This window comes from Enterobacter sp. WCHEn090032 (assembly GCF_003986875.1).
GTDB classification, from domain to species: Bacteria; Pseudomonadota; Gammaproteobacteria; order Enterobacterales; family Enterobacteriaceae; genus Enterobacter; species Enterobacter sichuanensis.
Map to the genome: position 1 here is coordinate 96,464 of NZ_RXRN01000013.1, position 25,089 is coordinate 121,552.

The following is a 25,089-nucleotide window of genomic DNA, read 5'->3' on the forward strand; positions in this document are numbered from 1 at the left end:
ATGAGTTATTATAACTTTCAACAATACTTATTTGTGCGCAGCTGATGGCCTTAAAAACAACCAAAATTACGCCGACAAAAAAGATAACTGTCCATACGGTAAGCCAGGCTTTGCCCCGTGCACATTATCAGCGTTGCCCTCAGTGCGATACGCTTTTTATGTTGCCGAAGATGAAATCGCACCAAAGTGCCTTTTGTCCCCGCTGCGACGCCAAAATCCGTGACGGCCGCGACTGGTCGTTAACCCGCCTCGCCGCCATGGCGGTCACCATGCTTCTGCTGATGCCGTTTGCCTGGAGCGAGCCGCTGCTCAAACTTTACCTGCTCGGCGTGCGTATCGACGCCAACGTGCTGCAGGGGATCTGGCAGATGACGCGTCAGGGCGATCCGTTGACCGCGGCCATGGTGCTGTTCTGCACCGTTGGCGCACCGCTGGTGCTGGTCGCCGCCATTGCTTACCTCTGGTTTGGCAACATTCTGGGCATGAACCTGCGCCCGGTGCTGCTGATGCTGGAAAAGCTGAAAGAGTGGGTGATGCTGGATATCTACCTGGTGGGCGTGGGCGTGGCGTCAATAAAGGTACAGGACTATGCGTTTCTGCAGCCGGGCGTCGGGCTGTTTGCCTTCATTTGTCTGGTCTTGCTCAGTATCTTGACGCTGATCCATCTGAATGTGGAGCAGCTCTGGGAGCGCTTTTACCCTCAGCGCCCCGCGACCCGCCCCGATGAGAATCTTCGGGTTTGTCTGGGCTGCCACTATACCGGCTTTCCCGACGCGCGCGGCCGCTGTCCACGGTGCCACATCCCGTTGCGGCTGCGGCGCAACAACAGTCTGCAGAAATGCTGGGCCGCGCTGATTGCCTCTCTGGTCTTCCTGATCCCGGCCAATATGCTGCCCATCTCCATCATCTATGTGAATGGCGGACGTCAGGAAGATACCATCCTCTCGGGGATCATCTCGCTTGCACACAGCAACATCGGCGTGGCGGCAATCGTCTTTATCGCCAGTATTCTGGTGCCGTTTACGAAAGTGATCGTGATGTTTACCCTGCTCATCAGTATTCATTTTAAATGTGAGCAAGGTTTGCGCACCCGTATTCTGCTTCTGCGATTCGTGACCTGGATTGGCCGCTGGTCAATGTTGGATCTGTTTGTGATTTCGCTGATGATGTCGCTCATCAATCGCGACCAGCTACTTGCTTTTACAATGGGACCCGCGGCTTTTTATTTCGGCTCTGCGGTGATATTGACTATTCTTGCTGTGGAATGGCTGGATAGCCGCTTACTTTGGGATGCACATGAGTCAGGAAACCCCCGCTTCGCCGACTGAAGCGAGAATTAAAACTAAACGCCGCATTTCGCCATTCTGGTTGCTGCCGGTCATCGCGCTGATGATTGCAGGCTGGCTTATCTGGACGAGCTATGAAGATCGCGGAAGCACTGTGACCATCGATTTCCAGACCGCTGACGGCATCGTTGCCGGGCGAACCCCTGTTCGCTTCCAGGGGGTTGAAGTCGGTACGGTTCAGGACATCTCCCTTGGAAAAGGGCTGAACAAGATCCAGGTGCGGGTCAGTATCAAATCTGACATGCAGGATGCCCTGCGCAGCGAAACGCAGTTCTGGCTGGTGACCCCGAAAGCCTCGCTGGCCGGTGTTTCCGGGCTGGATGCGCTGGTGGGCGGTAACTATATCGGCATGATGCCGGGCAAAGGTGAGCCCCAGGATCACTTTGTTGCGCTGGATACCCAGCCCAAATACCGTCTCAATAACGGCGATTTGATGATCCATCTGCAGGCACCGGATCTCGGCTCGCTGAACAGTGGCTCCCTGGTCTATTTCCGTAAAATCCCGGTTGGCCGCGTGTACGACTACGCGATTAACCCGAACAAACAGGGCGTCACCATTGATGTGCTGATCGAACGTCGCTTCACCAACCTGGTGAAAAAAGGCAGCCGCTTCTGGAACGTCTCCGGGGTGGATGCCGATCTCAGCCTGAGCGGTGCGAAGGTGAAGCTGGAGAGTCTGGCGGCACTGGTGAATGGCGCCATTGCCTTTGATTCCCCGGAAAACTCAAGCCCGGCCACCGCCGACGACACGTTCGGGTTATACGCTGACCTGGCGCACAGCCAGCGCGGGGTGATTGTCAAACTGGCCCTGCCCGATGCGAAAGGGCTAAAAGCCGGCTCAACGCCGCTGATGTATCAGGGGCTGCAGGTGGGTCAGCTCACCAAAATGACCCTCAACCCGGGCGGCTCGGTCACCGGCGAGATGACGGTCGATCCGAGCGTGGTCGATCTCCTGCGCGAGAAGACACGTATCGAAATGCGCAGTCCGAAGCTCTCCCTGAACGACGCCAATATCAGCACCCTGCTCACCGGCAATACGTTTGAGCTGATCCCCGGTGAAGGTCAACCCAGCAACAGCTTCGTCGTTGCCCCGGCGGATAAAGCCCTGCTGCAAAAACCGGGGGTGGTGACGGTCACGCTCAATGCCCCGGAAAGTTACGGTATCGAAGCCGGTCAGCCGTTGATTTTGCATGGCGTGCAGGTGGGTCAGGTGCTGGAGCGTACGCTCTCTGCGAGTGGCGTGAGCTTCTCGGTCGCCATCGATCCGCAATACAGCGACCTGGTGCACGGCGACAGTAAATTCGTGGTGAACAGTCGCGTCGACGTCAAGGTAGGTCTGGACGGCGTGGAGTTCCTCGGTGCCAGCGCCAGCGAATGGGTTAACGGCGGCATCCGCATTTTGCCGGGCGATAAAGGCCCCGTGCGCGACAGCTACCCGCTATACGCGAACCTCGAAAAAGCGATTGAGAACAGCCTGAGCGATCTTCCTACCACCACGCTGACATTAAGCGCTGAGACGCTGCCGGACGTGCAGGCAGGTTCCGTGGTGCTGTACCGCAAGTTTGAAGTCGGGGAAGTGATTACCGTTCGCCCGCATGCGGACGCGTTTGATATCGAGCTGCATATCAAGCCCGAGTACCGCAAGCTGCTGACGCCAAACAGCGTCTTCTGGGCCGAAGGTGGCGCGAAAGTTCAGCTCAATGGTAACGGGCTGACCGTGCAGGCTTCCCCGCTCTCACGCGCGCTGCGCGGCGCGATTAGCTTCGATAATCTCAGTGGTGCGGGTGCCAATCTGCGTAAAGGCGATAAGCGTATTCTCTTCCCGTCGGAAACCGCCGCGCGTGCCGTGGGGGGGCAAATTACCCTGCACGCGTTTGATGCCGGTAAGCTGGCGGAAGGGATGCCAATCCGCTATCTGGGCATTGATATCGGGCAGATCCAGAAGCTGACGCTGATCACCTCGCGCAACGAGGTGCAGGCCACCGCCGTGCTGTATCCGGAATATGTGCAGACCTTTGCGCGCACGGGTTCGCGCTTCTCCGTGGTCACACCGCAGATTTCGGCCGCGGGGGTGGAACATCTCGACACCATCCTGCAGCCGTATATCAACGTTGAGCCCGGCCAGGGCAATGCGCGTCGTGATTTCGAACTGCAGGAAGCCACAATCACCGACTCGCGCTACCTGGGGGGCCTGAGCATTGTGGTGGAGGTGCCGGAAGCTGGCTCGCTGAGCATCGGTACGCCGGTCCTGTTCCGCGGCATTGAGGTGGGGACGGTTACGGGCCTGACGCTCGGTACACTCTCCGACCGCGTGATGGTGGCGTTACGCATCAGCGAACGTTACCAGCACCTTGTCCGCAACAACTCGGTATTCTGGCTGGCATCCGGCTATTCACTGGACTTCGGCCTGACGGGAGGGGTGGTGAAAACCGGCACCTTCAATCAGTTCATTCGCGGTGGCATTGCCTTTGCAACGCCGCCGGGAACGCCGCTGGCGCCGAAAGCGCAGCCGGGTAAACACTTCCTGCTGCTTGAAAGTGAACCCAAAGAGTGGCGTGAGTGGGGAACGGCCCTGCCGCGTTAATCTGAAAGGCTCCGGTGTCAACGCGCCGGAGCCTTTATGTTACACTGCGCACCTGAACTTTTCCCTGTGGTGTGCCCGTGGCTCAAAACTCCGTATTTCTTCCTGAACAATTCCTGGCGCAGATGCGCGAGGCGCTTCCCTCTCATCTCTCCTTAGACGACTTTATTGCCGCCTGCCAGCGTCCGCTGCGCCGCAGTATCCGCGTCAACACGCTGAAAATCAGCGTCAATGATTTTCTGACGCTGGTCGCGCCCTACCGCTGGCAGCTTACGCCAGTCCCGTGGTGTGCTGAGGGGTTCTGGATCGAGCGCGATGATGAAGATGATGTGCCGCTGGGCAGTACCGCTGAACATCTGAGCGGTCTGTTCTATATTCAGGAAGCCAGTTCGATGCTGCCGGTTGCCGCCCTGTTCGCGGAAGGCAATGCGCCTGAACGCGTAATGGATGTTGCCGCGGCTCCTGGCTCGAAAACCACGCAAATTGCCGCCCGTATGGGCAATCAGGGGGCGATCCTCGCCAACGAGTTTTCCGCCAGCCGGGTGAAAGTGTTGCATGCCAACATCAGCCGCTGCGGTATTCATAATGTTGCCCTCACCCACTTCGACGGGCGCGTCTTTGGCGCCGCCTTACCGGAAGCTTTCGATGCCATTCTGCTGGACGCCCCCTGCTCCGGCGAAGGGGTGGTGCGTAAAGATCCCGATGCGTTAAAGAACTGGTCGGTGGAAAGCAACCTTGAGATCGCCGCCACACAGCGCGAGCTGATCGACAGCGCCTTTCACGCCCTGCGACCGGGCGGAACACTGGTTTACTCCACCTGCACCCTCAACCGTGATGAAAACGAAGACGTCTGTCTGTGGCTGAAAGCGCAATACCCGGATGCAGTCGACTTTCTGCCGCTAAACGATCTGTTTGCCTCAGCCGGTGAAGCGGTCACCCCCGAAGGTTTTCTTCACGTCTTCCCGCAGATTTACGACTGTGAAGGGTTCTTTGTGGCGCGTCTGCGTAAAACGCAGGCGGTGGCTCCCCTCCCTGCACCTAAATTCAAGGTTGGCACTTTCCCGTTTGCACCCATTAAAGGTCGCGATGCCGCACAGCTTATCGCGGCCGCCAGCCAGGTTGGGCTGGTCTGGGATGAAAGTCTGCACCTCTGGCAGCGTGATAAAGAGGTTTGGCTTTTCCCGGCGAATATCGAACCGCTGATTGGTAAAGTGCGTTTTTCGCGCATCGGGATCCGCCTGGCGGAAGTGCATAACAAAGGCTATCGCTGGCAGCACGAGGCCGTCATCGCACTTGCCGGGGGCGAGAATACTTTTGCCCTCACGCATCAGGAAGCCGAAGAGTGGTACCGTGGTCGCGATGTCTACCCGGCGAGCACCCCGGCAGGCGATGAAGCAATCGTGACGTATCAGGGGTACCCGCTGGGACTGGCAAAAAAGGTCGGCTCCCGACTGAAAAACAGTTATCCGCGCGAACTGGTCCGCGATGGTCGTCTGTTTACCGGTAACGATCGCACCGACTAAAAAAAGCGCACTTTTTTACTGGCGATTTTGCTCTCCTTGTCTACGATAAAAAATGGGTGACCGTACTGGTCATACCAGATTTTGACAACCGACCCGGAGAGCACTATGACGAAAACCAGCGTGCGTATTGGCGCTTTCGAGATCGACGACGCAGAACTGCGCGGCGAAGCACAAGGCGATCGAACGTTAAGTATTCCCTGCAAATCCGACCCGGATTTGTGCATGCAGCTCGATGCGTGGGATGCCGACACCAGCGTCCCGGCAATACTTGATGGCGAACATTCTGTCCTTTACCGTGAGCATTACGATAGCAAAACCGATGCCTGGGTCATGCGCCTTGCCTGACCTAAAGAGAACCCGCCCGAAGGCGGGTTATTTATTACTGCAGTTGCACCAGCGTAAAGTAACCGTCAAAAACGGCCCCCGTATCAATATAGTGAAGATTATTAAAATCATACCGTCTGTCGACGGGCGTATGGCCGAACCAGAAATGATCCGCGCCGCTGATACCCTGCCCTTTACCCACCATAAAGCCCATCAGCCGATCGCGGTCCCATAAAACGCGCTGGGCGCTGACCGGTTTTTGCCAGCGGTATTCCGCTGCCGGATAATCGGCATGGGCAATCACATTCAGGCCGTTAGCGCAGGTTATCTCAATAATATGCGGTAAATCGCGGCAGGCATCGAGCAACGACAGCGCGAGCTGTTGCTGGTCGCGTTCAAGTTGCGCAAACCACATTCCGCCATTCATCGTCCAGAGAGAAAAATCGTTATTATCCAGACTGTCGAGAGCCATTTGCTCGTGGTTGCCACGCACGGCACGAAACCATTTTTCATTGATAAGCTGTAATGATTTAACACTGTCTGGACCACGATCGATCAGATCGCCCACAGAAATCAGTAAATCCTCAAACGGGTTAAAATGACGGCATTTGAGCTCGTCTAAAAGCCGCTGATAACAACCGTGAATATCGCTGACAACCCAGACGTGACGCCACATCCGCCCCTCTATTCGCTGGTACATAGAACCTCTCACAGGGAGTATAGCTTCAGTTGGCATACGCGCGGGAACGCGCTGCAGGAGCGCTTTTCACAAAGCTAAACAAACAGTAAACTAAGGATAAATAAATATTTCACCAGTATTAATACACTTTTGCATGCCCCTAAAATATGCATTGCATAAACTTTGAGGTTTTCCTGTGTCAAATACGCGCCTGCAAGACGATGCACAATATTCGCATCGTACCCATATCATTTCTGAACTGGTGAAAGGTAAACTCGTTCCAGGCCCTATCTGGCAAAAACGCGAGTATCGTCTCAAATTTCTGTTACGTTCACTGCTGTTCTGGTCTTCCACTCATCGCATGCTTGATGCGCTGGCTCGACGCGATGATTTCAACCAGTTGCTGGCCTCACAAATCACCCTGCCGAGCAAAACACATCGCCAGTATCTTATGCGGGGTATGAACGCCAACGCACGGGCCGACGCCATAATCAGCCATTATCAGTGGATTGACTCCCTGAAAGATGCCGGGCTAATCGCCGCCTTAACCGGACCGCAAGAACAATCCATTGTCGAGTTTCATGCCAAAGATGGCGTGTGCTACAACGTTAATGCCATGAACGCCAGTAAAGCAGAACGTGAGGGTGAGTGTACACTGTGGCTACGCGATAACGAAAACACCCTACTTGCAAGTGTGACTTTTTGCGTTACCCGTGAAAAAGGTGAATATGTTCTGGTCATTGGCGGTCTTCAGGGGCCGCGCCGTAGCGTATCCCGTGATGTGATCAAACAGGCAACCCGAGCCTGCCATGGTCTCTTCCCGAAGCGAGTACTGATGGAAGTGCTTTTCCAGCTGGCAACGTTATCTGGCATCAAAGCCATTTACGCGGTCAGCGATGAAGGGCATATTTTCCGTGCCCTGCGTTATCGACTAAGTAAAGGTCGCCATTTCCATGCCAGCTACGATGAGTTTTGGGCCTCTATCGACGGTCATAAGCACTCAACATTCAACTGGCAACTCCCCCTGCAGATGGAGCGCAAATCCCTTGAGGACATTGCCAGTAAAAAGCGTGCCGAATACCGCCGTCGCTTTGAACTGCTTGATGAAATTGAGGCGTCCGTTAAATCGCGCTTTTAAGCCCGGCATTGCCATTTACTGACGCGACACGAAAATTTAACAAAACAGGCAAAAAGGGCTGGACTTCCGCATGCTGTGTTGTGTTATGTTTTAGCTGGACGTACAGAAAGTGCGCGCTGTATGAGAAAGACATTACCGGGATTATTCTTTCACTTTCATACAGATAAAAAGAGACCGAATACGATTCCTGTATTCGGTCCAGGGAAATGGCTCTTGGGAGAGAGCCGTGCGCTAAAAGTTGGCATTAATGCAGGCTAAGTCGCCTTGCCTTTTAAGAATAGATGACGACGCCAGGTTTTCCAGTCAACAGTTAAAGCGGCTGGAAAAAAAGCGTCAGAGCATCATTAAACGAAAAAAACCGCAGTGCTTTCGCAAGCATCTGCGGTTTTTTATTGGAAACCTGAACGTTAGCAGAGCTTATCCGCGCGCTCAATAAACGGTGCCAGACTCATCTTCTGCCCAGGTTGGGAAGGATCGTCAATCTGGATCACGCTGATAGGCTGCCCGCTACTCTTCCCGCTGGCCACCTGCTGCTCGGCGGTATCATTCAGCGGGTATTGCACCAGCGTACTCGGGTTGATGGCGTACAGCGCATGGCCCGGACGGCAGGTCAGCATCACCTCTTCGCGATTAAACGCCCATTTGTCCTTACCCACTTCGAAACGGCTGACGGTGATAACCTGTGGTGCAGCAAGCGCGCTCCCCGTGCAGGCCAGCAATACAAGAGAAAGTACTGTCTTTTTCATATGATATTTAACCTTGTCAGAAGGGTTCCCAGGTGGCGAACAGGCTTACCGTTGCCAGTACCAGCGCCCCCAGCACCACTTCTGCCTGTGTCATCCTGATAAAAATCTGTTGTGCCCGTCCGGTTTCCGGACGGAACCGTGGCACCAGAAAATACCGATTTGCCAGCGCAATTACCACCATCAACGCCACCAGCGCACATTTGAACAACAATAACTGTACATAACCAGCCTCCCAGGGAATCTGGAGGCCGAGTATCATTAGCGCGTTAACCACCCCGGTGAGCAGCACGCCGGCGACGGCGTAATGGCCCACGCGTGAGAAGCGCATCATGGTGTAGATGGCGGCAGTCTGCCAGCGCCCTTTGGCCAGACGCATGCAAAACAGCAGCGGCAGTAATCCCCCCAGCCAGGTGGCGGCACAGATCAGGTGAACAGCATGATTAAGACGCTGCAAAGCCCCCATCGCCCCCTCCAGCATCGCCGCGTGTCCTACCCCGGCCAGCAGGATAAGCTGCCCCATTGCCAGCAGCAGCAATCGCGACCCTTTCAGTGGCGCGAGCCATGCGGCGCCGACCGCGATCGCCGCGAGAATAATCTGCCACAGCCAGACGCTACCAAACTGCGTTCCCAGCACGCTTTGCCAGACCTGCGGGGCAAACACATCTCCCCAGCCGCTTCCCATCAATCCGCCCTGAAGCATAAACATGAGAAGTGCGGCCGCCAGGCTGATTAAGGAGGCCACTTTCTGCTGCGCCTGAAAACGCCGTGACATTAAACGCTGGAGAGAAGAAGGTGCAAACCAGACGCTGTAAAGCGCATTGCCAAAAACCAGCATCAGCGCCCCAAAGTGGATAAAGCGCAACCCGATGTAAATCAGCGACAGCATGCTATTTCACGCTAAAGTGATAGCTGCCTTTGGTTTTATGGCCATCAACCGAGACCACATGCCAGTCGACCTGGTAAGTCCCTGGCGTCAGCGATTGTTCCAGCGGTACGGTAAGCTGAGTTTTATTCTTTTCGTCTCGCGTAGCGGTACCGGCCCTGATGACCTGTTTTTGCGCATCCGTTACCACTACACCGCTAAAACCGGGTTCGATACCCTCCGAAAAATTCAGCGTCAGGGTCTGCGGTGCGCTCACCTGGCTGTCTGCCGCCGGGATAGTCTGTTGAAGATGCGCATGCGCAAGCACCGAGGGAGAAATCACTGTAGAGGCGAGAAAAACCAGTGCGCATGCCGCGCGGGAAGCGGAGAAACCCATCGCAATCATTCCTTTTTGTTATGTCTGTATGCTAAAGAATAACGCTGTATAATAAACGAGTCGAGGATCATCCCGCCTCCGCTTGTCATCGTCGCGCAATCGCGGTAACGTTGCCGCCGCATAATAAGGAGAAGGTAATGAAGATCAATCTGGCCGCCCTTCCTCAGGACGAGATGGATAAAGTGAATGTCGATCTCGCTGCCGCTGGCGTCGCTTTCAAAGAGCGTTACAACATGCCCATCGTGGCGGAGGTTGTTGAACGTGAACAACCTGCCCATCTGCGGGACTGGTTCCGTGAAAGATTAATCGCCCACCGTCTCGCCTCGGTCAATCTCTCCCGTTTGCCGTACGAACCTAAAGTTAAATAAGCTTAACGACTCGTTACACTTCCTTACGCTGAATCTGGCAGGATAAGAAAACCCTGATTAAATTAGGTGTATTCTTAAATCCCTGCGACTCAGTGTATAAGGAAGTCACGATGTCACATTGGAATATAGCGGCAGCCCAGTATGGCGGGCTGCACCAGAGTATAGATGACCATGTTACGCACCACCTTCGCTTCATTGCGGAAGCCGCACGGCAACGGTGTGATTTGCTGGTCTTCCCTGAACTTTCATTAACGGGATCGGGGACGTCCACGTTACCTCCCCCACCCGGCGACGCGCAACTGGATCCCCTGCTTGACGCGGCCCATTTTTACCGGATTACGGTGATTGCCGGGCTCCCTGTTGAGCGCAATGGTCTACGCCAGAAAGGCCTCGCGCTGTTTACCCCCTCTCGCCAGCGCGTTTTGCGCTATCCGCAAGGCAGCGGTGCCAGCCTGATGCCGGGGGACAAACACCTGAGCATCATGGATGCCCACGCCGATTCGCCGAATCTCGACCCGAGTGCAACACTCTTCACCAGCTGTCAGTCGGTGCGGGATTACCGCTGGCGACAGTCCATCAGCACCCTTCAGCGCTTCGCGCATAAATATGCTATTGCTGTGCTCATGGCGAATGCCGGTAGCGGCAGCGCGCTGTGGGATGATAAAGGTCAGCTGATTGTCCGCGCGGATAACGGTGAGTTACTGTTGACGGGCTCGCTCGGCAGACAGGGTTGGCAAGGCGATATCATTCCTTTAGGCTAGGCGTTTTAAGCTCAGGAGTGTTCAATGCTGCGCGTCATCGATACCGAAACTTGCGATCTTCAGGGCGGAATAGTGGAAGTGGCCTCTGTCGACGTGGTTGATGGAAAAATCGTCAACCCAATGAGCCATCTGGTGCGTCCCGATCGCCCCATCAGCCCTCAGGCGATGGCTATCCATCGCATTACCGAATCGATGGTGGCGGATAAACCGTGGATCGAAGACGTGATTCCCCACTATTACGGTAGCCCGTGGTACGTCGCGCATAACGCCAGCTTTGACCGCCGCGTGCTGCCGGAGATGCCCGGGGAATGGATTTGTACCATGAAGCTGGCGCGTCGCCTCTGGCCGGGGATCAAGTACAGTAACATGGCGCTGTACAAGTCCCGTAAGCTCAGCGTCCGCACCCCTGAGGGGCTGCATCATCACCGCGCCCTGTATGACTGCTATATCACCGCCGCGTTACTCATCGATATTATGAACACCTCCGGCTGGACGCCGGATGATATGGCGACCATTACCGGACGCCCCGCGCTGCTGACCACGTTTACCTTTGGTAAGTACCGGGGCAGAGCGGTGTCGGATATTGCCGATAAAGACCCGGGCTATTTGCGCTGGCTGTATAACAACCTCGACAAAATGAGCCCGGAACTGCGTCTGACGCTGAAACATTATCTGGGCGAAGCTTAACGCTCTGCACGGCCTGGCAGCGTCTCCTGCGCCAGGCCAATCAAAAAGGCATACTCCAGGGCCACCCCTTCATACGATTTAAACCGTCCCGATTTCCCGCCGTGTCCGGAATCCATATCGGTACAGAGCAACAACAGATTATCGTCGGTTTTCAGCTCCCGCAGTTTTGCCACCCATTTTGCCGGCTCCCAGTATTGCACCTGAGAGTCATGCAAACCGGTGGTCACCAGCATATGAGGGTAGGCTTTCGCCTCGACGTTATCGTACGGGCTGTACTCTTTCATATAGCGGTAGTAAATCTCATCCTGCGGATTACCCCACTCCTCAAACTCCCCGGTGGTAAGAGGAATGGATTCATCGAGCATAGTGGTGACCACATCAACAAACGGCACCTGCGCGACGATGCCTTTGAAGCGGTCGGGACGCTGGTTGATAACGGCCCCCATCAGCATGCCGCCCGCGCTGCCGCCCATGCCAAAGCAGAGCTGCGGATCGCCATAACCCTGTTCAATCAGCGCATCGCAGACGTCAAGGTAGTCATTAAAGGTGTTTTTCTTTTTGAGGAATTTCCCGTCTTCATACCAGTGCTGCCCCAGTTCGCCGCCGCCGCGAATATGAGCGATGGCGAAAACAAAGCCGCGATCGAGCAGGCTTAATCTGCTGCTGCTGAAATCGGCGTCCATGCTTGAGCCGTAGGAGCCGTAGCCGTAGACGAGGATCGGGTTTTTCCCTTTCTGAAAATGCGCTTTGTGATAGACGAGCGAGACGGGAACCTCCACGCCATCCCGGGCGGTAACCCACACGTGTTCGCTTCGGTAGTTTTCGGACTCGAACCCTTTGACCTCGGTCTGTTTAATCACCTGACGCTGCCCGGTGTCCATATCCAGTTCGAACAGGGTGTCCGGTGTGGTCATGGACGAGTAGCCGTAGCGCAGCCGAGAGGATTCCGGTTCCGGGTTGAAACCAATCCACGTCACATAGGCCGGGTCGTCAAACGCAATCCCCACCACTTCCCGGGTTTTACGGTTGATTTGCCGGATACTGGTCAGCCCCCGCTGGCGCTCTTCCACCACCAGCCAGTCGGTAAACAGGGTGAAACCTTCCAGCATCACCTGATCCCGCGCGGGGATCAGCACTTCCCACTTGCGCTCATCGCGCACTTTGGTTTTATAAAGACCGAAGTTTTTGCCCTCGCGATTCGAACGCACATAAAAACTGTGCTGGAAGTGATCCAGGCTGTACTCGTGGTCCTTGCGGCGCGGCAGAAAGCAGAGCGGCTGAGCATCAGGCAGTTCGGCATCCAGCAGCAAAACTTCGGATGTCGTCGCGCTGGCGAGGAAGATAATGACATAGTGCCGTGAGGAGGTTTTATGCAGGCTGACATAAAAGGTTTCGTCCTGCTCTTCATAGACCAGCTCGTCGTCCGCGGAGTCGGTCCCCACGGTGTGTCGCCAAACCTGGTAAGGCAGCAGCGTGGAGGCGTGTTTTTTGACGTAGTAAACCGTTTCGGAGTCATTTGCCCAGACAAAATCCGGGGAGACGTTTTCCAGCATTTCCGGATACCAGTTGCCGGTGTCGAGATTGCGAAAACGCAGGCCGTACTGGCGACGGGAGAGATAATCCTCCGCCAGCGCCATTACCGCGTTATCCGGTGAAATGGACATGCCGCCCAGAGTATAAAACTCGCTGTGGGCCGCGCGCTGGTTGGCATCCAGCAGAATATCCCACTCGTCCCACTCGGCGCTCAGCACCGACTGACGCTGGTAGATGGGATACTCGTTGCCGGGCTCGTAGATATGGCGATAGCGGTAGCCGTTTTTGGTCCAGGGCGCGGAGATATCACGCTGAGGAATACGCTGTACCATTTCATTCAGCAGCTGGTCCTGAAGCGTCTGCTGGCTGGACATGACCTTGCGGCCATAGTCGTTTTCCTCGTGCAGGTAGTCGAGTACCTCTGGCCGGGAACGCGAATCGTCCCGTAGCCAGTAATAGTTGTCTATGCGCGTATCGCCATGCGTGGTGATTGCATATGGTATACGTCGGGCTTTCGGTGGCATGTCATCATTCTTTTTAGTTTTACACCCTATAAGGTTGGCAAAACCCACGCATGATGCAAGCGAAACCGTGACCCCGCCGCGACGTTATCCCTGTAACGCCTGTTTTTGCTCCCGGATATCCTGCTCAATGCCTTCGCGCACATCCTGGGGGATCTTCAGCGCGTCGCCAAGCGCGTTCAGGTAGCTGCGTTCCATAAAGTGATCGATATCGATAGCGGCACAGCTGAGGAAATAGAGTTCAAGCGCCTCTTCCTCATTTTTCACACTCTGCGCAAGACGCTGCGGGTCAAGCGGCTGTTCAATCGCCTGCGCCACCAGGGCTCTGCCCTTCTCTTCGACACCGGCTTCACGCAGTTGCTGCTCAATCGCCGATCGTTCTTTATCGTCGATGTGCCCGTCGCTTTTCGCGGCAAAGACCAGCGCAAGGATAAGCCGTTCGGTACGCAGATCCAGCGGCGAGGTGTGTTCACCATACTGCGGTTCATCCCTGTGCGCAGTGCGTACCCTGTCTTTGTATTTATTCCACAGAACGGTCCCCGCGATGGCCCCGCCACCGGCCAGCAGCGCGCCGGTGCCATACTTTGCCAACAGCTTGCGCGAGGACTTATTCGCCACCAGCAGGCCCGCCAGCCCGCCGAGCGCGCCCGGTACCAGCAGGTTACTGAGCCCCTGCTCGCCGGACGATGCCGTTTTCTGCCCTAACAGTGATTGCAATTGATTCAGCCAGCCTGACATGGTTTCCCTCACTTAACGGTGAACATGTTCCACAGCGTAAGCGAGCAGGCGTCAGGAAATGTCTGGCCGGACTAAAGAAGCGCAAATTTCTTCCTGCTGCACTGAGCCGTGCGCGAGACAGACGCAAACGTTTTCGTTTATACTGCCCGCAACTTTTTCAGGGGGATTGTTATGATTCGTTTAGGAACCGCGCTGCGGCCATCGGCGACGCGAGTGATGCTGTTGGGATCGGGCGAGCTGGGAAAAGAAGTCGCCATTGAGTGTCAACGTTTAGGCGTGGAAGTCATCGCCGTTGACCGCTACGCTGATGCACCCGCCATGCACGTCGCCCATCGTTCTTATGTGATTAACATGCTGGACGGCGATGCCCTTCGCGAACTGATTACGCGTGAAAAACCGGATTTTGTGGTGCCGGAAATTGAAGCCATCGCTACCGATACGCTGATCGCCCTTGAGCAGGAAGGCCAGCGCGTGGTGCCCTGTGCAAAAGCCGCAAAGCTGACCATGAACCGCGAAGGGATCCGTCGTCTGGCGGCGGAGGAGCTCGGGTTGCCTACGTCGGGCTACCGTTTTGCTGGCGATAAAGCCGCATTCCTGCGGGCCGTCGAGGAGATCGGCTACCCGTGCATCATTAAGCCGGTGATGAGCTCCTCCGGTAAAGGGCAGAGCTTTATCCGCGACAGCAGTACGCTTGATAAGGCGTGGGATTATGCCCAACAGGGTGGTCGCGCCGGAGCCGGTCGCGTGATCGTTGAAGGTGTGGTGAAGTTTGATTTCGAGATCACCCTGCTGACCGTCAGCGCCGTGGACGGCGTTCATTTCTGTGACCCGATTGGCCACCGTCAGGAAGATGGCGATTATCGCGAATCCTGGCAGCCGCAGCAGATGAGCCCCCTGGCGCTGGAACGCGCGCAGGCAATAGCTCGTAAGACCGTCCTGGCGCTGGGCGGCTATGGCCTGTTCGGCGTGGAGCTGTTTGTTTGCGGTGACGACGTGATTTTCAGCGAAGTCTCCCCTCGCCCGCATGACACCGGCATGGTCACGCTCATCTCGCAGGACCTCTCCGAATTCGCCCTGCACGTGCGCGCCTTCCTCGGCCTGCCCGTCGGCGGTATCCGTCAGTACGGCCCGGCCGCCTCGGCGGTGATCCTGCCGCAATTAACCAGCCAGAACGTCACCTTTGATAACGTCGACGCTGCGGTGGGCGCAGGTCTGCAGGTGCGCTTGTTCGGTAAGCCGGAGATCGACGGCTCCCGTCGTCTTGGCGTGGCATTAGCCACCGGGGAGAACGTGGACGACGCCGTGACGAGAGCGAAAGCGGCCGCCGCAGGCGTTAAGGTAGCAGGATAAAAAAACGGGCCCCGGGGCCCGTTTTTCATGCGGCGAATAACTTACTGCTTCGCGCCTTCAACTGCTTCACGAGCCAGTCGGGTAATGCGGTCCCAGTCGCCAGCTTCCAGTGCATCCGCCGGCACCAGCCATGAGCCACCGATGCACAGCACGCTTTTCAGCGCCAGGTAGTCACGGTAGTTGGCAGGAGAGATACCGCCCGTCGGGCAGAAACGCACCTGAGAGAATGGGCCCGCAATGGCCTGCAGCGCTTTGGTGCCGCCGTTGGCTTCTGCCGGGAAGAATTTGAACTCTTTCAGACCGTAGTCCATGCCCAGCATCAGTTCAGATACGGTGCTGATACCCGGGATCAGGGGAATCGTGCCTTCGGTGGCGGCTTTCAGCAGCGACTCGGTCAGACCCGGGCTGATGGCGAACTGTGCACCCGCTTCGGTCACTTCAGCCAGCTGTTTTGCGTTCGTCACGGTACCCGCACCGATGATGGCGTCCGGCACTTCTTTAGCGATAGCGCGAATAGCATCCATCGCGCAGGCGGTACGCAGGGTCACTTCCAGAACGCGAACGCCGCCCGCAACCAGCGCTTTCGCCATCGGTACCGCGTGCTCCAGCTTGTTTACCACGATAACCGGCACGACAGGGCCAGTGGTCAGGATTGCTTCTGCACTTGTTTTCCAGTTTTTCATCAGAGTCTTCTCTCGCCAGATCGTTAAAATCAAGTCGTCTTAAAACGTAATACAGGTTGCGCCCTGCTCAGCACCGGAGAGTTTCTCACGCAGCGCACCAAACATTTCGCGCCCTGTCCCCACGCGCGAGGCGCTCAGGTCAGGAATATGGGGGTTACGTGCCGCCAGCTCTGCGTCATCGACCAGCAGGGTTAACTCGCCCGTCTGTCCGTTTACGCGGATCATGTCGCCGTCACGCACTTTCGCCAGCAACCCGCCGTCATAAGCTTCCGGCGTCACGTGGATGGCGGAAGGCACTTTACCGGATGCGCCTGAGAGGCGTCCATCGGTCACCAGTGCAATTTTGAAACGGCGGTCCAATAATACACCAAGTGGTGGCATAAGTTTATGTAATTCTGGCATCCCGTTGGCTTTCGGCCCCTGATGACGCACCACCACCACGCAGTCTTTGTCGAGAAGCCCGGCGTCAAAGGCAGGTAATACGTCATGCTGGCTTTCGAACACCACCGCCGGCGCTTCGATAACCTGATTTTCTTCCGGTACGGCAGAGGTTTTCATCACCGCGCGCCCAAGGTTACCGCTCAGCACTTTGGTGCCACCGTGAGGAGAGAACGGTTCGTCGATGGTGGCAATCACCTGCGGGTCAAGAGAGGCGCTCGCGCCATCACGCCAGTCCAGCTCGCCGTTGTTCAGCCACGGCTCCTGGGTGTAGCGCTTCAGGCCGAAGCCCGCCACGGTGTTCACATCTTCATGCAGCAGACCGCCCTTCAGCAGCTCGCGCATCAGCAGCGGTACGCCGCCTGCGGCCTGGAAGTGGTTAATGTCCGCCGGACCGTTCGGGTACAGGCGCGCCATCAGCGGCACCACGGATGAGATCTCGGAGAAATCATCCCAGTTAATCAGAATACCCGCCGCACGCGCCATAGCCACCAGGTGCATGGTGTGGTTAGTTGACCCCCCGGTTGCCAGCAGCGCGACGATACCGTTGACGATGACTTTTTCATCAACCATTTTGCCCATCGGCATCCATTCGTTGCCGTTTCCGGTCAGACGCGTGACCTGACGGGCCGCCGCCTCGGTCAGCGCTTTGCGCAACGGGGCATCCGGCTGGATAAAGGACGAGCCCGGAAGCTGCATCCCCATAAACTCCACCACCATCTGGTTCGTGTTCGCGGTACCGTAGAACGTACAGGTGCCCGGCGCATGGTAAGACGCGGCTTCCGCCTCCAGCAGCGCCTGGCGATCGGCTTTACCTTCGGCATACAGCTGGCGGATACGGACTTTTTCTTTGTTTGGCAGACCGCTTGCCATCGGGCCGGATGGCACAAAGATCGCAGGCAGATGACCAAACGACAGCGCAGCCATGACCAGACCCGGGACAATCTTGTCGCATACGCCGAGATACAGCGCGCCGTCAAACATGTTGTGTGACAGCCCCACCGCCGCAGACATCGCAATCACTTCACGGCTCAGCAGCGACAGCTCCATACCGTCCTGCCCCTGCGTCACGCCGTCGCACATGGCAGGCACCCCGCCCGCGACCTGACCAACGGCATTCACGCTGTGCAGCGCTTTACGGATGATGTCGGGATAGACCTCATAAGGCTGGTGCGCGGAAAGCATGTCGTTATAGGAGGTGATGATGGCGATATTGTTACGCAACATGCTTTTCAGCGACGCTTTATCTTCAGGCTGGCAGGCGGCGAAGCCGTGTGCCAGGTTACCGCAGGCCAGCTGCGAGCGGTGGACGGTGTTGCTCTTTGCCTGTTCAATCCGGGCGAGGTAGGCCGAACGGGTCTCTTTCGAGCGCTCGATAATGCGTTGTGTTACGCGTAACAATGTCGGATTCATAAAAGCTCCTCTCATTTATCTGTCCGGGCTCGGGAGTTTACAAAGTCGCTGGCAGTTGTTAACAACGCTGAAACGCTTGCTGTCCGGAGCTCAGGGGCAAAATCACTTCCGGCAGTGTAATAAAAAAAGCTCCGCGGGTGAATCCACACGGAGCTTAAAAGTCAAAAATTATGCCGCGAGCTGTGTTAGATCATGTTACCGGTAAAATAACACTTTCGGGCTAGCGGATTATCTTACTCAAACTCGTTCCAGGAGCGACCATCGCGGGTGATCATCGCCACTGACGCAACAGGTCCCCAGGTGCCTGCCTGATACGGTTTTGGCGCATCCTGATCGGCAGCCCAGGCTTCGGTAATGGAGTCGACCCATTTCCATGCCTCTTCCACTTCATCGCGACGCACGAACAGCGCCTGGATACCGCGCATGGTTTCCAGCAGCAGACGCTCGTAAGCATCCGCCAGGTGCGTCTGGTTGAAGGTTTCGGAGTAGCTCAGGTCCAGCTTGGTGGTCTGCAGGTTGTGTTTATGATCCAGGCCCGGCACTTTGTTCAGGATCTGGATATCGACCCCTTCGTCCGGCTGCAGACGAATGGTCAGCTTGTTCTGCGGCAGCTCCTGCCAGGACTCTTTGAACAGGTTCAGTTCCGGGTTTTTAAAGTAGACCACCACTTCGGAGCACTTGGTCGGCAGACGTTTACCGGTGCGCAGGTAGAACGGTACCCCCGCCCAGCGCCAGTCGTCGATGTCCACGCGGATCGCCACAAACGTCTCGGTGTTGCTGGACTTGTTCGCGCCCTCTTCTTCCAGGTAGCCCGGCACTTTTTTGCCTTGCGCAAACCCGGCAGTGTACTGACCACGCACGGTCTTCTCACGCACGTTGGAACGGTCGATGCGGCGCAGTGACTTCAGCACTTTCACTTTCGCGTCACGGATGCTGTCCGCCGTCAGATCGGACGGTGGCGACATGGCAATCATGCACAGGATTTGCAGCAGGTGGTTCTGGATCATGTCGCGCATCTGCCCGGCCTGGTCAAAGTAACCCCAGCGGCCTTCAATGCCCACCTCTTCCGCCACGGTGATTTCCACGTGGTCAATGGTACGGTTATCCCAGTTATTCACAAACAGGGAGTTAGCAAAACGCAGCGCCAGCAGGTTCAGAACCGTCTCTTTACCGAGGTAGTGGTCAATACGGTAAACCTGGCACTCTTCAAAGAACTCGCCCACCTGGTCGTTGATTTCACGCGAGGTGGCCAGCGACGTACCCAGCGGTTTTTCCATCACGACGCGAGCCGGCTTGGCGTTCAGTTTGGCTTCGCCCAGCCCTTTGCAAATGGCGCCGAAGGTGCTTGGCGGCATGGCGAAATAGTTAATGGTGACACGGTTTTTCTGATCCAGCATCGCGCCTAAACGGCTAAACGCGCTGACGTCATTCACGTCCAGATTGCAGAAATCGAGACGGCCACTCAGGGTATCCCACAAACTTTCATCAATTTTTTCTTTCATGAAAGTTTCGAGCGCCTCGCGGACAACTTTGGTGTAAGCGTCCTTGTCCCAGTCGGCGCGCCCAACACCCAGGATACGGGTATCCGGATGAATTTGGCCCGCTTTCTCCAGTTGATACAGGGAAGGCAGCAATTTTCGGCGTGCAAGATCGCCTTTCGCGCCGAAAATGACCAGGTCACATGCCTGGGCTGTTTGCGTTACCGCCATGTCATTCTCCTCAGTTGGATCACCTGGTACTTCCGCCAGGTATCGTTGTAATTTTATTACAATGCACTGTACTGCTTTTACGTCATTCCCGAAACCATTAGCGCTTATCGTCGCGTGCGATACCGCGATTTTTCACCCTTCAGACGATTACGATGGCGTAATGACGCAACAACCGTCGATTCTTTGCGCAACAGGGCCGCAGCAAAACCCGACACCGATCAAGTTATGAAAAAAAACAACAACATTATCTTGTCGATTGTTACCCTTTCTGGAAGTCACAGGGGTAATATCGGCTAAATCGAATTACGATTTCATCAATTTATGAAATCGTTTACACCCATGAGCGTCCTGTTAACATGAACATGCTGGAAAAAATCCAGTTTCAACTGGAACACCTTAGCAAATCCGAGCGTAAAGTGGCCGAGGTCATTCTGGCCTCTCCCGCGCAGGCGATCCATTCAAGCATCGCCGCTCTGGCACAGGAAGCGGGTGTGAGTGAACCGACGGTCAACCGCTTTTGCCGCAGCCTGGAAACACGCGGCTTCCCTGATTTTAAACTGCATCTGGCACAAAGTCTGGCTAATGGCACCCCCTATGTTAATCGCAATGTGGATGAAGACGACAGTGTTGATGCCTATACCGCGAAAATATTTGAATCAGCCATGGCCTCGCTTGACCACGTCCGCCAGTCTCTGGATATGAGCGCCGTGAATCGCGCGGTGGATCTCCTTACCCAGGCCAAGCGGATTGCGTTCTTTGGTCTCGGGTCGTCGGCGGCCGTAGCGCATGACGCCATGAACAAATTTTTCCGCTTTAACGTCCCGGTGATTTATTCCGATGACATTGTGCTGCAACGCATGAGCTGTATGAATTGCAGTGAAGATGACGTCGTGGTACTGATTTCGCATACCGGCCGCACCAAGAGTCAGGTCGAGCTGGCGCAGCTGGCCCGTGAAAACGATGCCATGGTTATCGCGCTTACCACGGCGGGCACGCCGCTGGCCCGTGAGGCGACGCTGGCGATCACGCTCGACGTACCGGAAGACACCGATATTTATATGCCGATGGTCTCCCGCCTGGCGCAGCTCACGGTGATCGACGTGCTGGCAACCGGTTTTACCTTACGTCGGGGGGCAAAATTCCGGGATAACTTGAAGCGGGTCAAGGAAGCGCTTAAGGAATCGCGTTTTGATAAAGAATTGCTTATAAAGAGCGATGTTCGATAGTTGATAACGAAGACGTAACGAATAATTACGATGTAACGATTTACGGCATTCGGTCCACTCGCTGCTGCCTTGCGGCAGATGAAGGCCGATTCAATGTTCACGCAACACCAAAGTTGTTTCAGTCAACGGAGTATTACATGTCCAGAAGGCTTCGCAGAACCAAGATCGTAACCACCTTAGGCCCGGCCACCGATCGTGATAATAATCTCGAGAAAATTATCGCCGCTGGCGCCAACGTGGTGCGTATGAACTTCTCTCACGGTACGCCAGAAGACCATAAATTACGTGCCGATAAAGTGCGTGAAATCGCAGCAAAACTGGGCCGCCACGTCGCTATCCTTGGCGATTTGCAGGGTCCTAAGATTCGTGTTTCAACCTTTAAAGAGGGGAAAGTTTTCCTCAATATTGGTGATAAGTTCCTGCTTGATGCCAACCTGGGCAAAGGCGAAGGCGATAAAGAGAAAGTCGGTATCGACTATAAAGGCCTGCCAGCGGACGTGGTACCGGGCGATATCCTGCTGCTCGACGACGGTCGCGTACAGCTGAAGGTGCTGGAAGTTCAGGGCATGAAGGTGTTCACCGAAGTCACCGTCGGCGGCCCGCTCTCCAACAATAAGGGCATCAACAAACTGGGCGGTGGTCTCTCTGCGGAAGCGCTGACCGACAAAGACAAAGCGGACATCGTGACCGCGGCGCTGATTGGCGTTGACTACCTGGCGGTCTCCTTCCCGCGCTGCGGCGAAGACCTGAACTATGCGCGTCGTCTGGCACGTGATGCAGGTTGTGATGCCAAAATCGTTGCGAAAGTTGAGCGTGCGGAAGCCGTTTGCGATCAGGATGCCATGGACGACGTGATCCTCGCGTCTGACGTGGTGATGGTTGCGCGTGGCGACCTGGGTGTGGAAATCGGTGACCCTGAGCTGGTCGGGATCCAGAAAGCGCTGATCCGTCGCGCACGTCAGCTGAACCGCGCGGTGATCACCGCCACTCAGATGATGGAATCCATGATCACCAACCCGATGCCAACCCGTGCGGAAGTCATGGACGTGGCCAACGCCGTGCTGGACGGTACCGATGCGGTGATGCTCTCAGCGGAAACCGCTGCGGGTCAGTACCCTGCAGAGACCGTGGCCGCCATGGCGCGCGTCTGCCTGGGCGCTGAAAAGATCCCGAGCATCAACGTCTCTAAACACCGTCTGGACGTGCAGTTCGACAACGTGGAAGAAGCGATTGCCATGTCCGCCATGTATGCCGCGAACCACCTTAAAGGCGTAACGGCGATCATCACCATGACCGAATCCGGCCGTACCGCGCTGATGACCTCGCGTATTAGCTCCGGTCTGCCGATCTTCGCCATGTCTCGTCACGAACGTACGCTGAACCTGACGGCGCTGTACCGCGGTGTGACGCCGGTACACTTCGACAGCACCAATGACGGCGTGGCCGCGGCGCACGATGCCGTAAACCTGCTGCGCGACAAAGGCTATCTGGTCTCAGGTGATATCGTTATCGTGACCCAGGGTGATGTGATGAGCACCATCGGCTCAACCAACACCACGCGCGTACTCACAGTCGAATAAAACGGAAATGTGCGATCCCCTCTCCCCTGTGGGGAGAGGGACAGGGTGAGGGGTGTTTTTTATTTCGTTGGATACAGCTCTTTGCGTTTATACGGCTCTTTTTCACCCGGCTTACGCGTTTTGAGCAACTTCAGGATCCACGTGTACTGCTCAGCATGCGGTCCCACCAGAATCTCCACCTCTTCATTCATGCGACGGGCGATGGTGCGATCGTCCGCGGTGAGCAGATCGTCCATCGGCGGACGCACCTCAATGCTCAGGCGATGGGTGTTGCCATCGTAGGTCGGGAAAAGCGGGATCACGCGGGCGCGGCACACTTTCATCAGACGGCCAATCGCGGGGAGGGTCGCCTTATAGGTTCCGAAGAAATCCACAAACTCACTGTGCTCCGGGCCGTGGTCCTGATCCGGCAAATAGTAACCCCAGTATCCCTGACGCACAGACTGAATAAACGGTTTAATACCGTCATTTCGCGCATGCAGGCGGCCACCAAAACGACGACGTACGGTATTCCAGACGTAATCGAAGATCTTGTTGCCCTGGTTGTGGAACATTGCCGCCATCTTCTGACCCTGAGAGGCCATCAGCATGGCAGGAATATCCACGCCCCAGCCGTGCGGAACGAGAAAGATGACTTTCTCCTCGTTGCGTCGCATCTCATCGATAATCTCCAGCCCTTTCCAGTCAACGCGCTCCATGACTTTCTCCGGCCCTTTCAGCGCCAGCTCTGCCATCATCGCCATTGCCTGCGGGGCGGTGGTATACATTGCGTCAATAATGGCCTCGCGCTCGGCGTCGCTCTTTTCCGGGAAGCAGTAATAAAGGTTAATTTGCGCGCGGCGACGGGCGCTTTTGCCTAAGCGTCCGGCCAGTCGGCCTATTTTGCCCAGCACAGGATCGCGAACGGAGGCCGGCAGCATCGCGATGCCCGCAAAGGCGTAAACGCCAAGCCAGGCGCCCCAGTTGCGCGGATGACGAAAGGATTTTTCAAACTCAGGAATGTATTCAATATTGTTTTTTTGGGTTTCCATGCTGGATCCAGGGTCTGATGACGCAAAATTTAATGCAGATAGTGTAGCGAGGCAGTCGCCCACGCACAAAAGAAAAAGCCGGCGCATACTGACGCCGGCTTTTTTAACAAAAACAGGGAGCTTAGTTTAAGCTCAGCTGCGGCACCACCTCTCTTACCTGCGCCAGGTAATCAGTACGATCTTTACCCGTCAGGCCTTCGGTGCGCGGCAGTTTCGCCGTCAGCGGGTTCACCGCTTGCTGGTTGATCCACACTTCATAGTGCAGGTGCGGGCCGGTGGAACGTCCGGTATTGCCGGAGATGGCGATACGGTCGCCACGCTTCACTTTCTGGCCCGGTTTGACCAGCAGCTTACGCAGGTGCATATAGCGAGTGGTATATGTACGGCCATGACGCACCGCGACATAATAACCGGCTGCACCGCTACGTTTGGCGACCACCACTTCACCATCCCCTACCGCCAGTACCGGCGTGCCCTGCGGCATAGCGAAGTCAACGCCACGGTGCGGCGCGACGCGTCCGGTGACCGGGTTCAGGCGACGCGGGTTAAAGTTAGAGGAGACGCGGAACTGTTTGGCTGTCGGGAAGCGCAGGAAACCTTTCGCCAGTCCCGTACCGGTGCGGTCATAGAACTTACCATCTTCGGCACGGATCGCGTAGTAATCTTTGCCCTCGGAGCGCAGACGTACCCCCAGCAGCTGGCTTTGTTCGCGCTTGCCATCCAGCATTTCGCGGGACATCAGGACGGAAAACTCATCGCCCTTCTTCAGTTTGCGGAAATCCATCTGCCACTGCATGGCTTTAATTACCGAACTGATTTCAGCGCTGGTCAATCCTGCATCGCGCGCGCTGGAGACAAAGCTTGCGCCCACGGTACCTTTCAGAACGCTGTTAACCCAGTCGCCCTTCTGCATTTCGCTGGTCATCTTGAAACCGTTTGCAGTGCGATCGTAGGTGCGGGTTTCACGGCGGGACATTTCCCAGGTCAGGCGTTGCAAATCCCCGTCCGCGGTTAATGTCCAGGAGAGCTGTTGCCCGATTTTCAGGTTGCGAAGATCTTTATCAGCAGCCGCCAGCTGGCTGATATTGCCCATGTCGATGCCGTACTGGTTCAGCACGCTGCTGAGCGTGTCCCCGGTTGAAACAACGTATTCGTGGATACCCGCTTCGTTTTCGGTTTTATCGTCCAGCTCATCCTGCGGGATGGCTTCATCTTCCTGGGCCGCCTGGTCAATCGGTTCACTGGCTTCAGGCAGCAAAGAACGGATTTCGCTCTTCTCAAGCTCTATGGTTTTGATGATAGGGGCAGAACTCGGGTGGTAAACATAGGGCCGCCAGACGGCGACCGCTAAGGTGAGAACTGTAAGCGACCCCAGCATAACGCGGTGGGGTCGGGGCAGATTGTTAAATGCCAGAGCGACAGAGCGGGCTATCTGTTGCACGTATTCACTTCCTC

The 25,089-nt window shown here is 56.1% G+C and carries 22 protein-coding genes; 11 read left to right on the forward strand and 11 right to left on the reverse strand.

Translation table 11 applies throughout. The annotated features are described in order from the left end of the window. Positions 1–44 precede the first annotated feature (44 nt). The 4 genes from yebS (at position 45) to EKN83_RS13220 (ending at position 5,795) form a co-directional block, all read left to right on the forward strand. Positions 45–1,328, forward strand: a complete 1,284-nt coding sequence (gene yebS, locus EKN83_RS13205; RefSeq protein WP_045286382.1) for a membrane integrity lipid transport subunit YebS — start codon at positions 45–47, stop codon at positions 1,326–1,328. Continuing rightward, complete coding sequence (locus tag EKN83_RS13210; protein WP_185857679.1) at positions 1,297–3,930, forward strand: PqiB family protein; 2,634 nt, start codon at positions 1,297–1,299, stop codon at positions 3,928–3,930. Before yebS ends, EKN83_RS13210 begins: the two co-directional genes overlap by 32 nt. A 77-nt stretch (positions 3,931–4,007) precedes the next feature. After that, positions 4,008–5,450 (forward strand): 16S rRNA (cytosine(1407)-C(5))-methyltransferase RsmF, encoded by a 1,443-nt coding sequence (gene rsmF / locus EKN83_RS13215; protein ID WP_126801100.1) that lies wholly within the window; start codon positions 4,008–4,010, stop codon positions 5,448–5,450. Positions 5,451–5,555: 105 nt separating this feature from the next. Then, positions 5,556–5,795, forward strand: a complete 240-nt coding sequence (locus EKN83_RS13220) for a YebV family protein (RefSeq protein ID WP_008500472.1) — start codon at positions 5,556–5,558, stop codon at positions 5,793–5,795. Positions 5,796–5,829: 34 nt separating this feature from the next. Here EKN83_RS13220 and pphA read toward each other — a convergent pair whose 3' ends face one another. Then, on the reverse strand, positions 5,830–6,474 hold the full coding sequence (pphA, locus tag EKN83_RS13225) for a protein-serine/threonine phosphatase (RefSeq protein ID WP_126801101.1): 645 nt from the start codon (positions 6,472–6,474) through the stop codon (positions 5,830–5,832). Between the two features lie 175 nt (positions 6,475–6,649). Between pphA and EKN83_RS13230 the strand changes: the two genes are divergently transcribed. Continuing rightward, positions 6,650–7,591, forward strand: coding sequence for a VirK/YbjX family protein (locus tag EKN83_RS13230; protein ID WP_126801102.1), 942 nt, complete (start codon positions 6,650–6,652; stop codon positions 7,589–7,591). A 407-nt stretch (positions 7,592–7,998) separates the two neighbouring features. On the opposite strand, the gene EKN83_RS13235 is transcribed toward EKN83_RS13230, so the two are convergent. Genes EKN83_RS13235 through yobA form a run of 3 tightly spaced genes read right to left on the reverse strand, consistent with a single transcriptional unit; the run spans position 7,999 to position 9,596 of the window. After that, positions 7,999–8,337, reverse strand: a complete 339-nt coding sequence (locus tag EKN83_RS13235; RefSeq protein ID WP_126801103.1) for a YebY family protein — start codon at positions 8,335–8,337, stop codon at positions 7,999–8,001. A gap of 16 nt (positions 8,338–8,353) precedes the next feature. After that, the gene (gene copD / locus EKN83_RS13240; protein WP_104557096.1) at positions 8,354–9,223 is read right to left on the reverse strand and encodes a copper homeostasis membrane protein CopD; all 870 of its coding nucleotides are present in this window, start codon (positions 9,221–9,223) and stop codon (positions 8,354–8,356) included. 1 nt (position 9,224) lies between these two features. After that, positions 9,225–9,596 carry a CopC domain-containing protein YobA gene (gene yobA, locus EKN83_RS13245; protein WP_126801104.1) on the reverse strand — a complete coding sequence of 124 codons (372 nt, stop codon included), beginning with the start codon at positions 9,594–9,596 and terminating at the stop codon, positions 9,225–9,227. Between the two features lie 137 nt (positions 9,597–9,733). Between yobA and EKN83_RS13250 the strand changes: the two genes are divergently transcribed. From EKN83_RS13250 to exoX, 3 genes are all read left to right on the forward strand, one after another. Continuing rightward, on the forward strand, positions 9,734–9,964 hold the full coding sequence (locus tag EKN83_RS13250) for a DNA polymerase III subunit theta (protein ID WP_013096102.1): 231 nt from the start codon (positions 9,734–9,736) through the stop codon (positions 9,962–9,964). 110 nt (positions 9,965–10,074) lie between these two features. Continuing rightward, positions 10,075–10,725 (forward strand): carbon-nitrogen hydrolase family protein, encoded by a 651-nt coding sequence (locus tag EKN83_RS13255; RefSeq protein ID WP_025756910.1) that lies wholly within the window; start codon positions 10,075–10,077, stop codon positions 10,723–10,725. A gap of 24 nt (positions 10,726–10,749) precedes the next feature. Further along, a complete protein-coding gene (gene exoX, locus EKN83_RS13260; protein ID WP_025756911.1) occupies positions 10,750–11,412 on the forward strand; it encodes an exodeoxyribonuclease X in 663 nt (220 codons plus the stop codon). Here the strand turns inward: exoX and ptrB are convergent. Then, entirely contained in the window at positions 11,409–13,469 is a 2,061-nt protein-coding gene (gene ptrB / locus EKN83_RS13265) for an oligopeptidase B (RefSeq protein WP_025756912.1), read from the reverse strand. The genes exoX and ptrB overlap by 4 nt on opposite strands. A gap of 84 nt (positions 13,470–13,553) precedes the next feature. After that, positions 13,554–14,204 carry a tellurite resistance TerB family protein gene (locus EKN83_RS13270; protein WP_059386792.1) on the reverse strand — a complete coding sequence of 217 codons (651 nt, stop codon included), beginning with the start codon at positions 14,202–14,204 and terminating at the stop codon, positions 13,554–13,556. Positions 14,205–14,375: 171 nt separating this feature from the next. Between EKN83_RS13270 and purT the strand changes: the two genes are divergently transcribed. Then, positions 14,376–15,554 carry a formate-dependent phosphoribosylglycinamide formyltransferase gene (gene purT, locus EKN83_RS13275; protein ID WP_126801105.1) on the forward strand — a complete coding sequence of 393 codons (1,179 nt, stop codon included), beginning with the start codon at positions 14,376–14,378 and terminating at the stop codon, positions 15,552–15,554. A gap of 41 nt (positions 15,555–15,595) precedes the next feature. Here the strand turns inward: purT and EKN83_RS13280 are convergent, their stop codons facing one another. The 3 genes from EKN83_RS13280 to zwf all read right to left on the reverse strand — a co-directional run bounded on the left by EKN83_RS13280 (position 15,596) and on the right by zwf (position 19,797). Beyond that, positions 15,596–16,237 (reverse strand): bifunctional 4-hydroxy-2-oxoglutarate aldolase/2-dehydro-3-deoxy-phosphogluconate aldolase, encoded by a 642-nt coding sequence (locus tag EKN83_RS13280; protein WP_025756915.1) that lies wholly within the window; start codon positions 16,235–16,237, stop codon positions 15,596–15,598. 39 nt (positions 16,238–16,276) lie between these two features. After that, positions 16,277–18,088, reverse strand: coding sequence for a phosphogluconate dehydratase (gene edd, locus EKN83_RS13285; protein WP_126801106.1), 1,812 nt, complete (start codon positions 18,086–18,088; stop codon positions 16,277–16,279). Positions 18,089–18,321: 233 nt separating this feature from the next. Next, positions 18,322–19,797 (reverse strand): glucose-6-phosphate dehydrogenase, encoded by a 1,476-nt coding sequence (gene zwf / locus EKN83_RS13290; RefSeq protein WP_028013613.1) that lies wholly within the window; start codon positions 19,795–19,797, stop codon positions 18,322–18,324. 356 nt (positions 19,798–20,153) lie between these two features. Between zwf and EKN83_RS13295 the strand changes: the two genes are divergently transcribed. Together EKN83_RS13295 and pyk are read left to right on the forward strand one after the other, a co-directional pair. Then, entirely contained in the window at positions 20,154–21,023 is an 870-nt protein-coding gene (locus EKN83_RS13295; protein WP_025756918.1) for a MurR/RpiR family transcriptional regulator, read from the forward strand. 137 nt (positions 21,024–21,160) lie between these two features. Further along, positions 21,161–22,603 (forward strand): pyruvate kinase, encoded by a 1,443-nt coding sequence (gene pyk / locus EKN83_RS13300; RefSeq protein WP_020883399.1) that lies wholly within the window; start codon positions 21,161–21,163, stop codon positions 22,601–22,603. 59 nt (positions 22,604–22,662) lie between these two features. On the opposite strand, the gene lpxM is transcribed toward pyk, so the two are convergent. Both lpxM and mepM read right to left on the reverse strand, forming a co-directional pair. Next, entirely contained in the window at positions 22,663–23,634 is a 972-nt protein-coding gene (gene lpxM, locus EKN83_RS13305; RefSeq protein WP_045286372.1) for a lauroyl-Kdo(2)-lipid IV(A) myristoyltransferase, read from the reverse strand. Between the two features lie 121 nt (positions 23,635–23,755). Continuing rightward, entirely contained in the window at positions 23,756–25,075 is a 1,320-nt protein-coding gene (mepM, locus tag EKN83_RS13310) for a murein DD-endopeptidase MepM (protein WP_126801107.1), read from the reverse strand. Positions 25,076–25,089: the final 14 nt, after the last annotated feature.

Bases quoted from the DNA above. Each gene is read 5' to 3' on its own strand.
- EKN83_RS13210 (WP_185857679.1), top strand. From the start codon at position 1,297: ATGAGTCAGGAAACCCCCGCTTCGCCGACTGAAGCGAGAATTAAAACT.
- EKN83_RS13270 (WP_059386792.1), bottom strand. From the start codon at position 14,204: ATGTCAGGCTGGCTGAATCAATTGCAATCACTGTTAGGGCAGAAAACG.
- EKN83_RS13250 (WP_013096102.1), top strand. From the start codon at position 9,734: ATGAAGATCAATCTGGCCGCCCTTCCTCAGGACGAGATGGATAAAGTG.
- EKN83_RS13235 (WP_126801103.1), bottom strand. From the start codon at position 8,337: ATGAAAAAGACAGTACTTTCTCTTGTATTGCTGGCCTGCACGGGGAGC.
- yobA (WP_126801104.1), bottom strand. From the start codon at position 9,596: ATGGGTTTCTCCGCTTCCCGCGCGGCATGCGCACTGGTTTTTCTCGCC.
- ptrB (WP_025756912.1), bottom strand. From the start codon at position 13,469: ATGCCACCGAAAGCCCGACGTATACCATATGCAATCACCACGCATGGC.
- exoX (WP_025756911.1), top strand. From the start codon at position 10,750: ATGCTGCGCGTCATCGATACCGAAACTTGCGATCTTCAGGGCGGAATA.
- lpxM (WP_045286372.1), bottom strand. From the start codon at position 23,634: ATGGAAACCCAAAAAAACAATATTGAATACATTCCTGAGTTTGAAAAA.
- edd (WP_126801106.1), bottom strand. From the start codon at position 18,088: ATGAATCCGACATTGTTACGCGTAACACAACGCATTATCGAGCGCTCG.
- EKN83_RS13295 (WP_025756918.1), top strand. From the start codon at position 20,154: ATGAACATGCTGGAAAAAATCCAGTTTCAACTGGAACACCTTAGCAAA.
- zwf (WP_028013613.1), bottom strand. From the start codon at position 19,797: ATGGCGGTAACGCAAACAGCCCAGGCATGTGACCTGGTCATTTTCGGC.
- EKN83_RS13255 (WP_025756910.1), top strand. From the start codon at position 10,075: ATGTCACATTGGAATATAGCGGCAGCCCAGTATGGCGGGCTGCACCAG.
- yebS (WP_045286382.1), top strand. From the start codon at position 45: ATGGCCTTAAAAACAACCAAAATTACGCCGACAAAAAAGATAACTGTC.
- pyk (WP_020883399.1), top strand. From the start codon at position 21,161: ATGTCCAGAAGGCTTCGCAGAACCAAGATCGTAACCACCTTAGGCCCG.
- purT (WP_126801105.1), top strand. From the start codon at position 14,376: ATGATTCGTTTAGGAACCGCGCTGCGGCCATCGGCGACGCGAGTGATG.
- EKN83_RS13220 (WP_008500472.1), top strand. From the start codon at position 5,556: ATGACGAAAACCAGCGTGCGTATTGGCGCTTTCGAGATCGACGACGCA.
- pphA (WP_126801101.1), bottom strand. From the start codon at position 6,474: ATGTACCAGCGAATAGAGGGGCGGATGTGGCGTCACGTCTGGGTTGTC.
- copD (WP_104557096.1), bottom strand. From the start codon at position 9,223: ATGCTGTCGCTGATTTACATCGGGTTGCGCTTTATCCACTTTGGGGCG.
- EKN83_RS13280 (WP_025756915.1), bottom strand. From the start codon at position 16,237: ATGAAAAACTGGAAAACAAGTGCAGAAGCAATCCTGACCACTGGCCCT.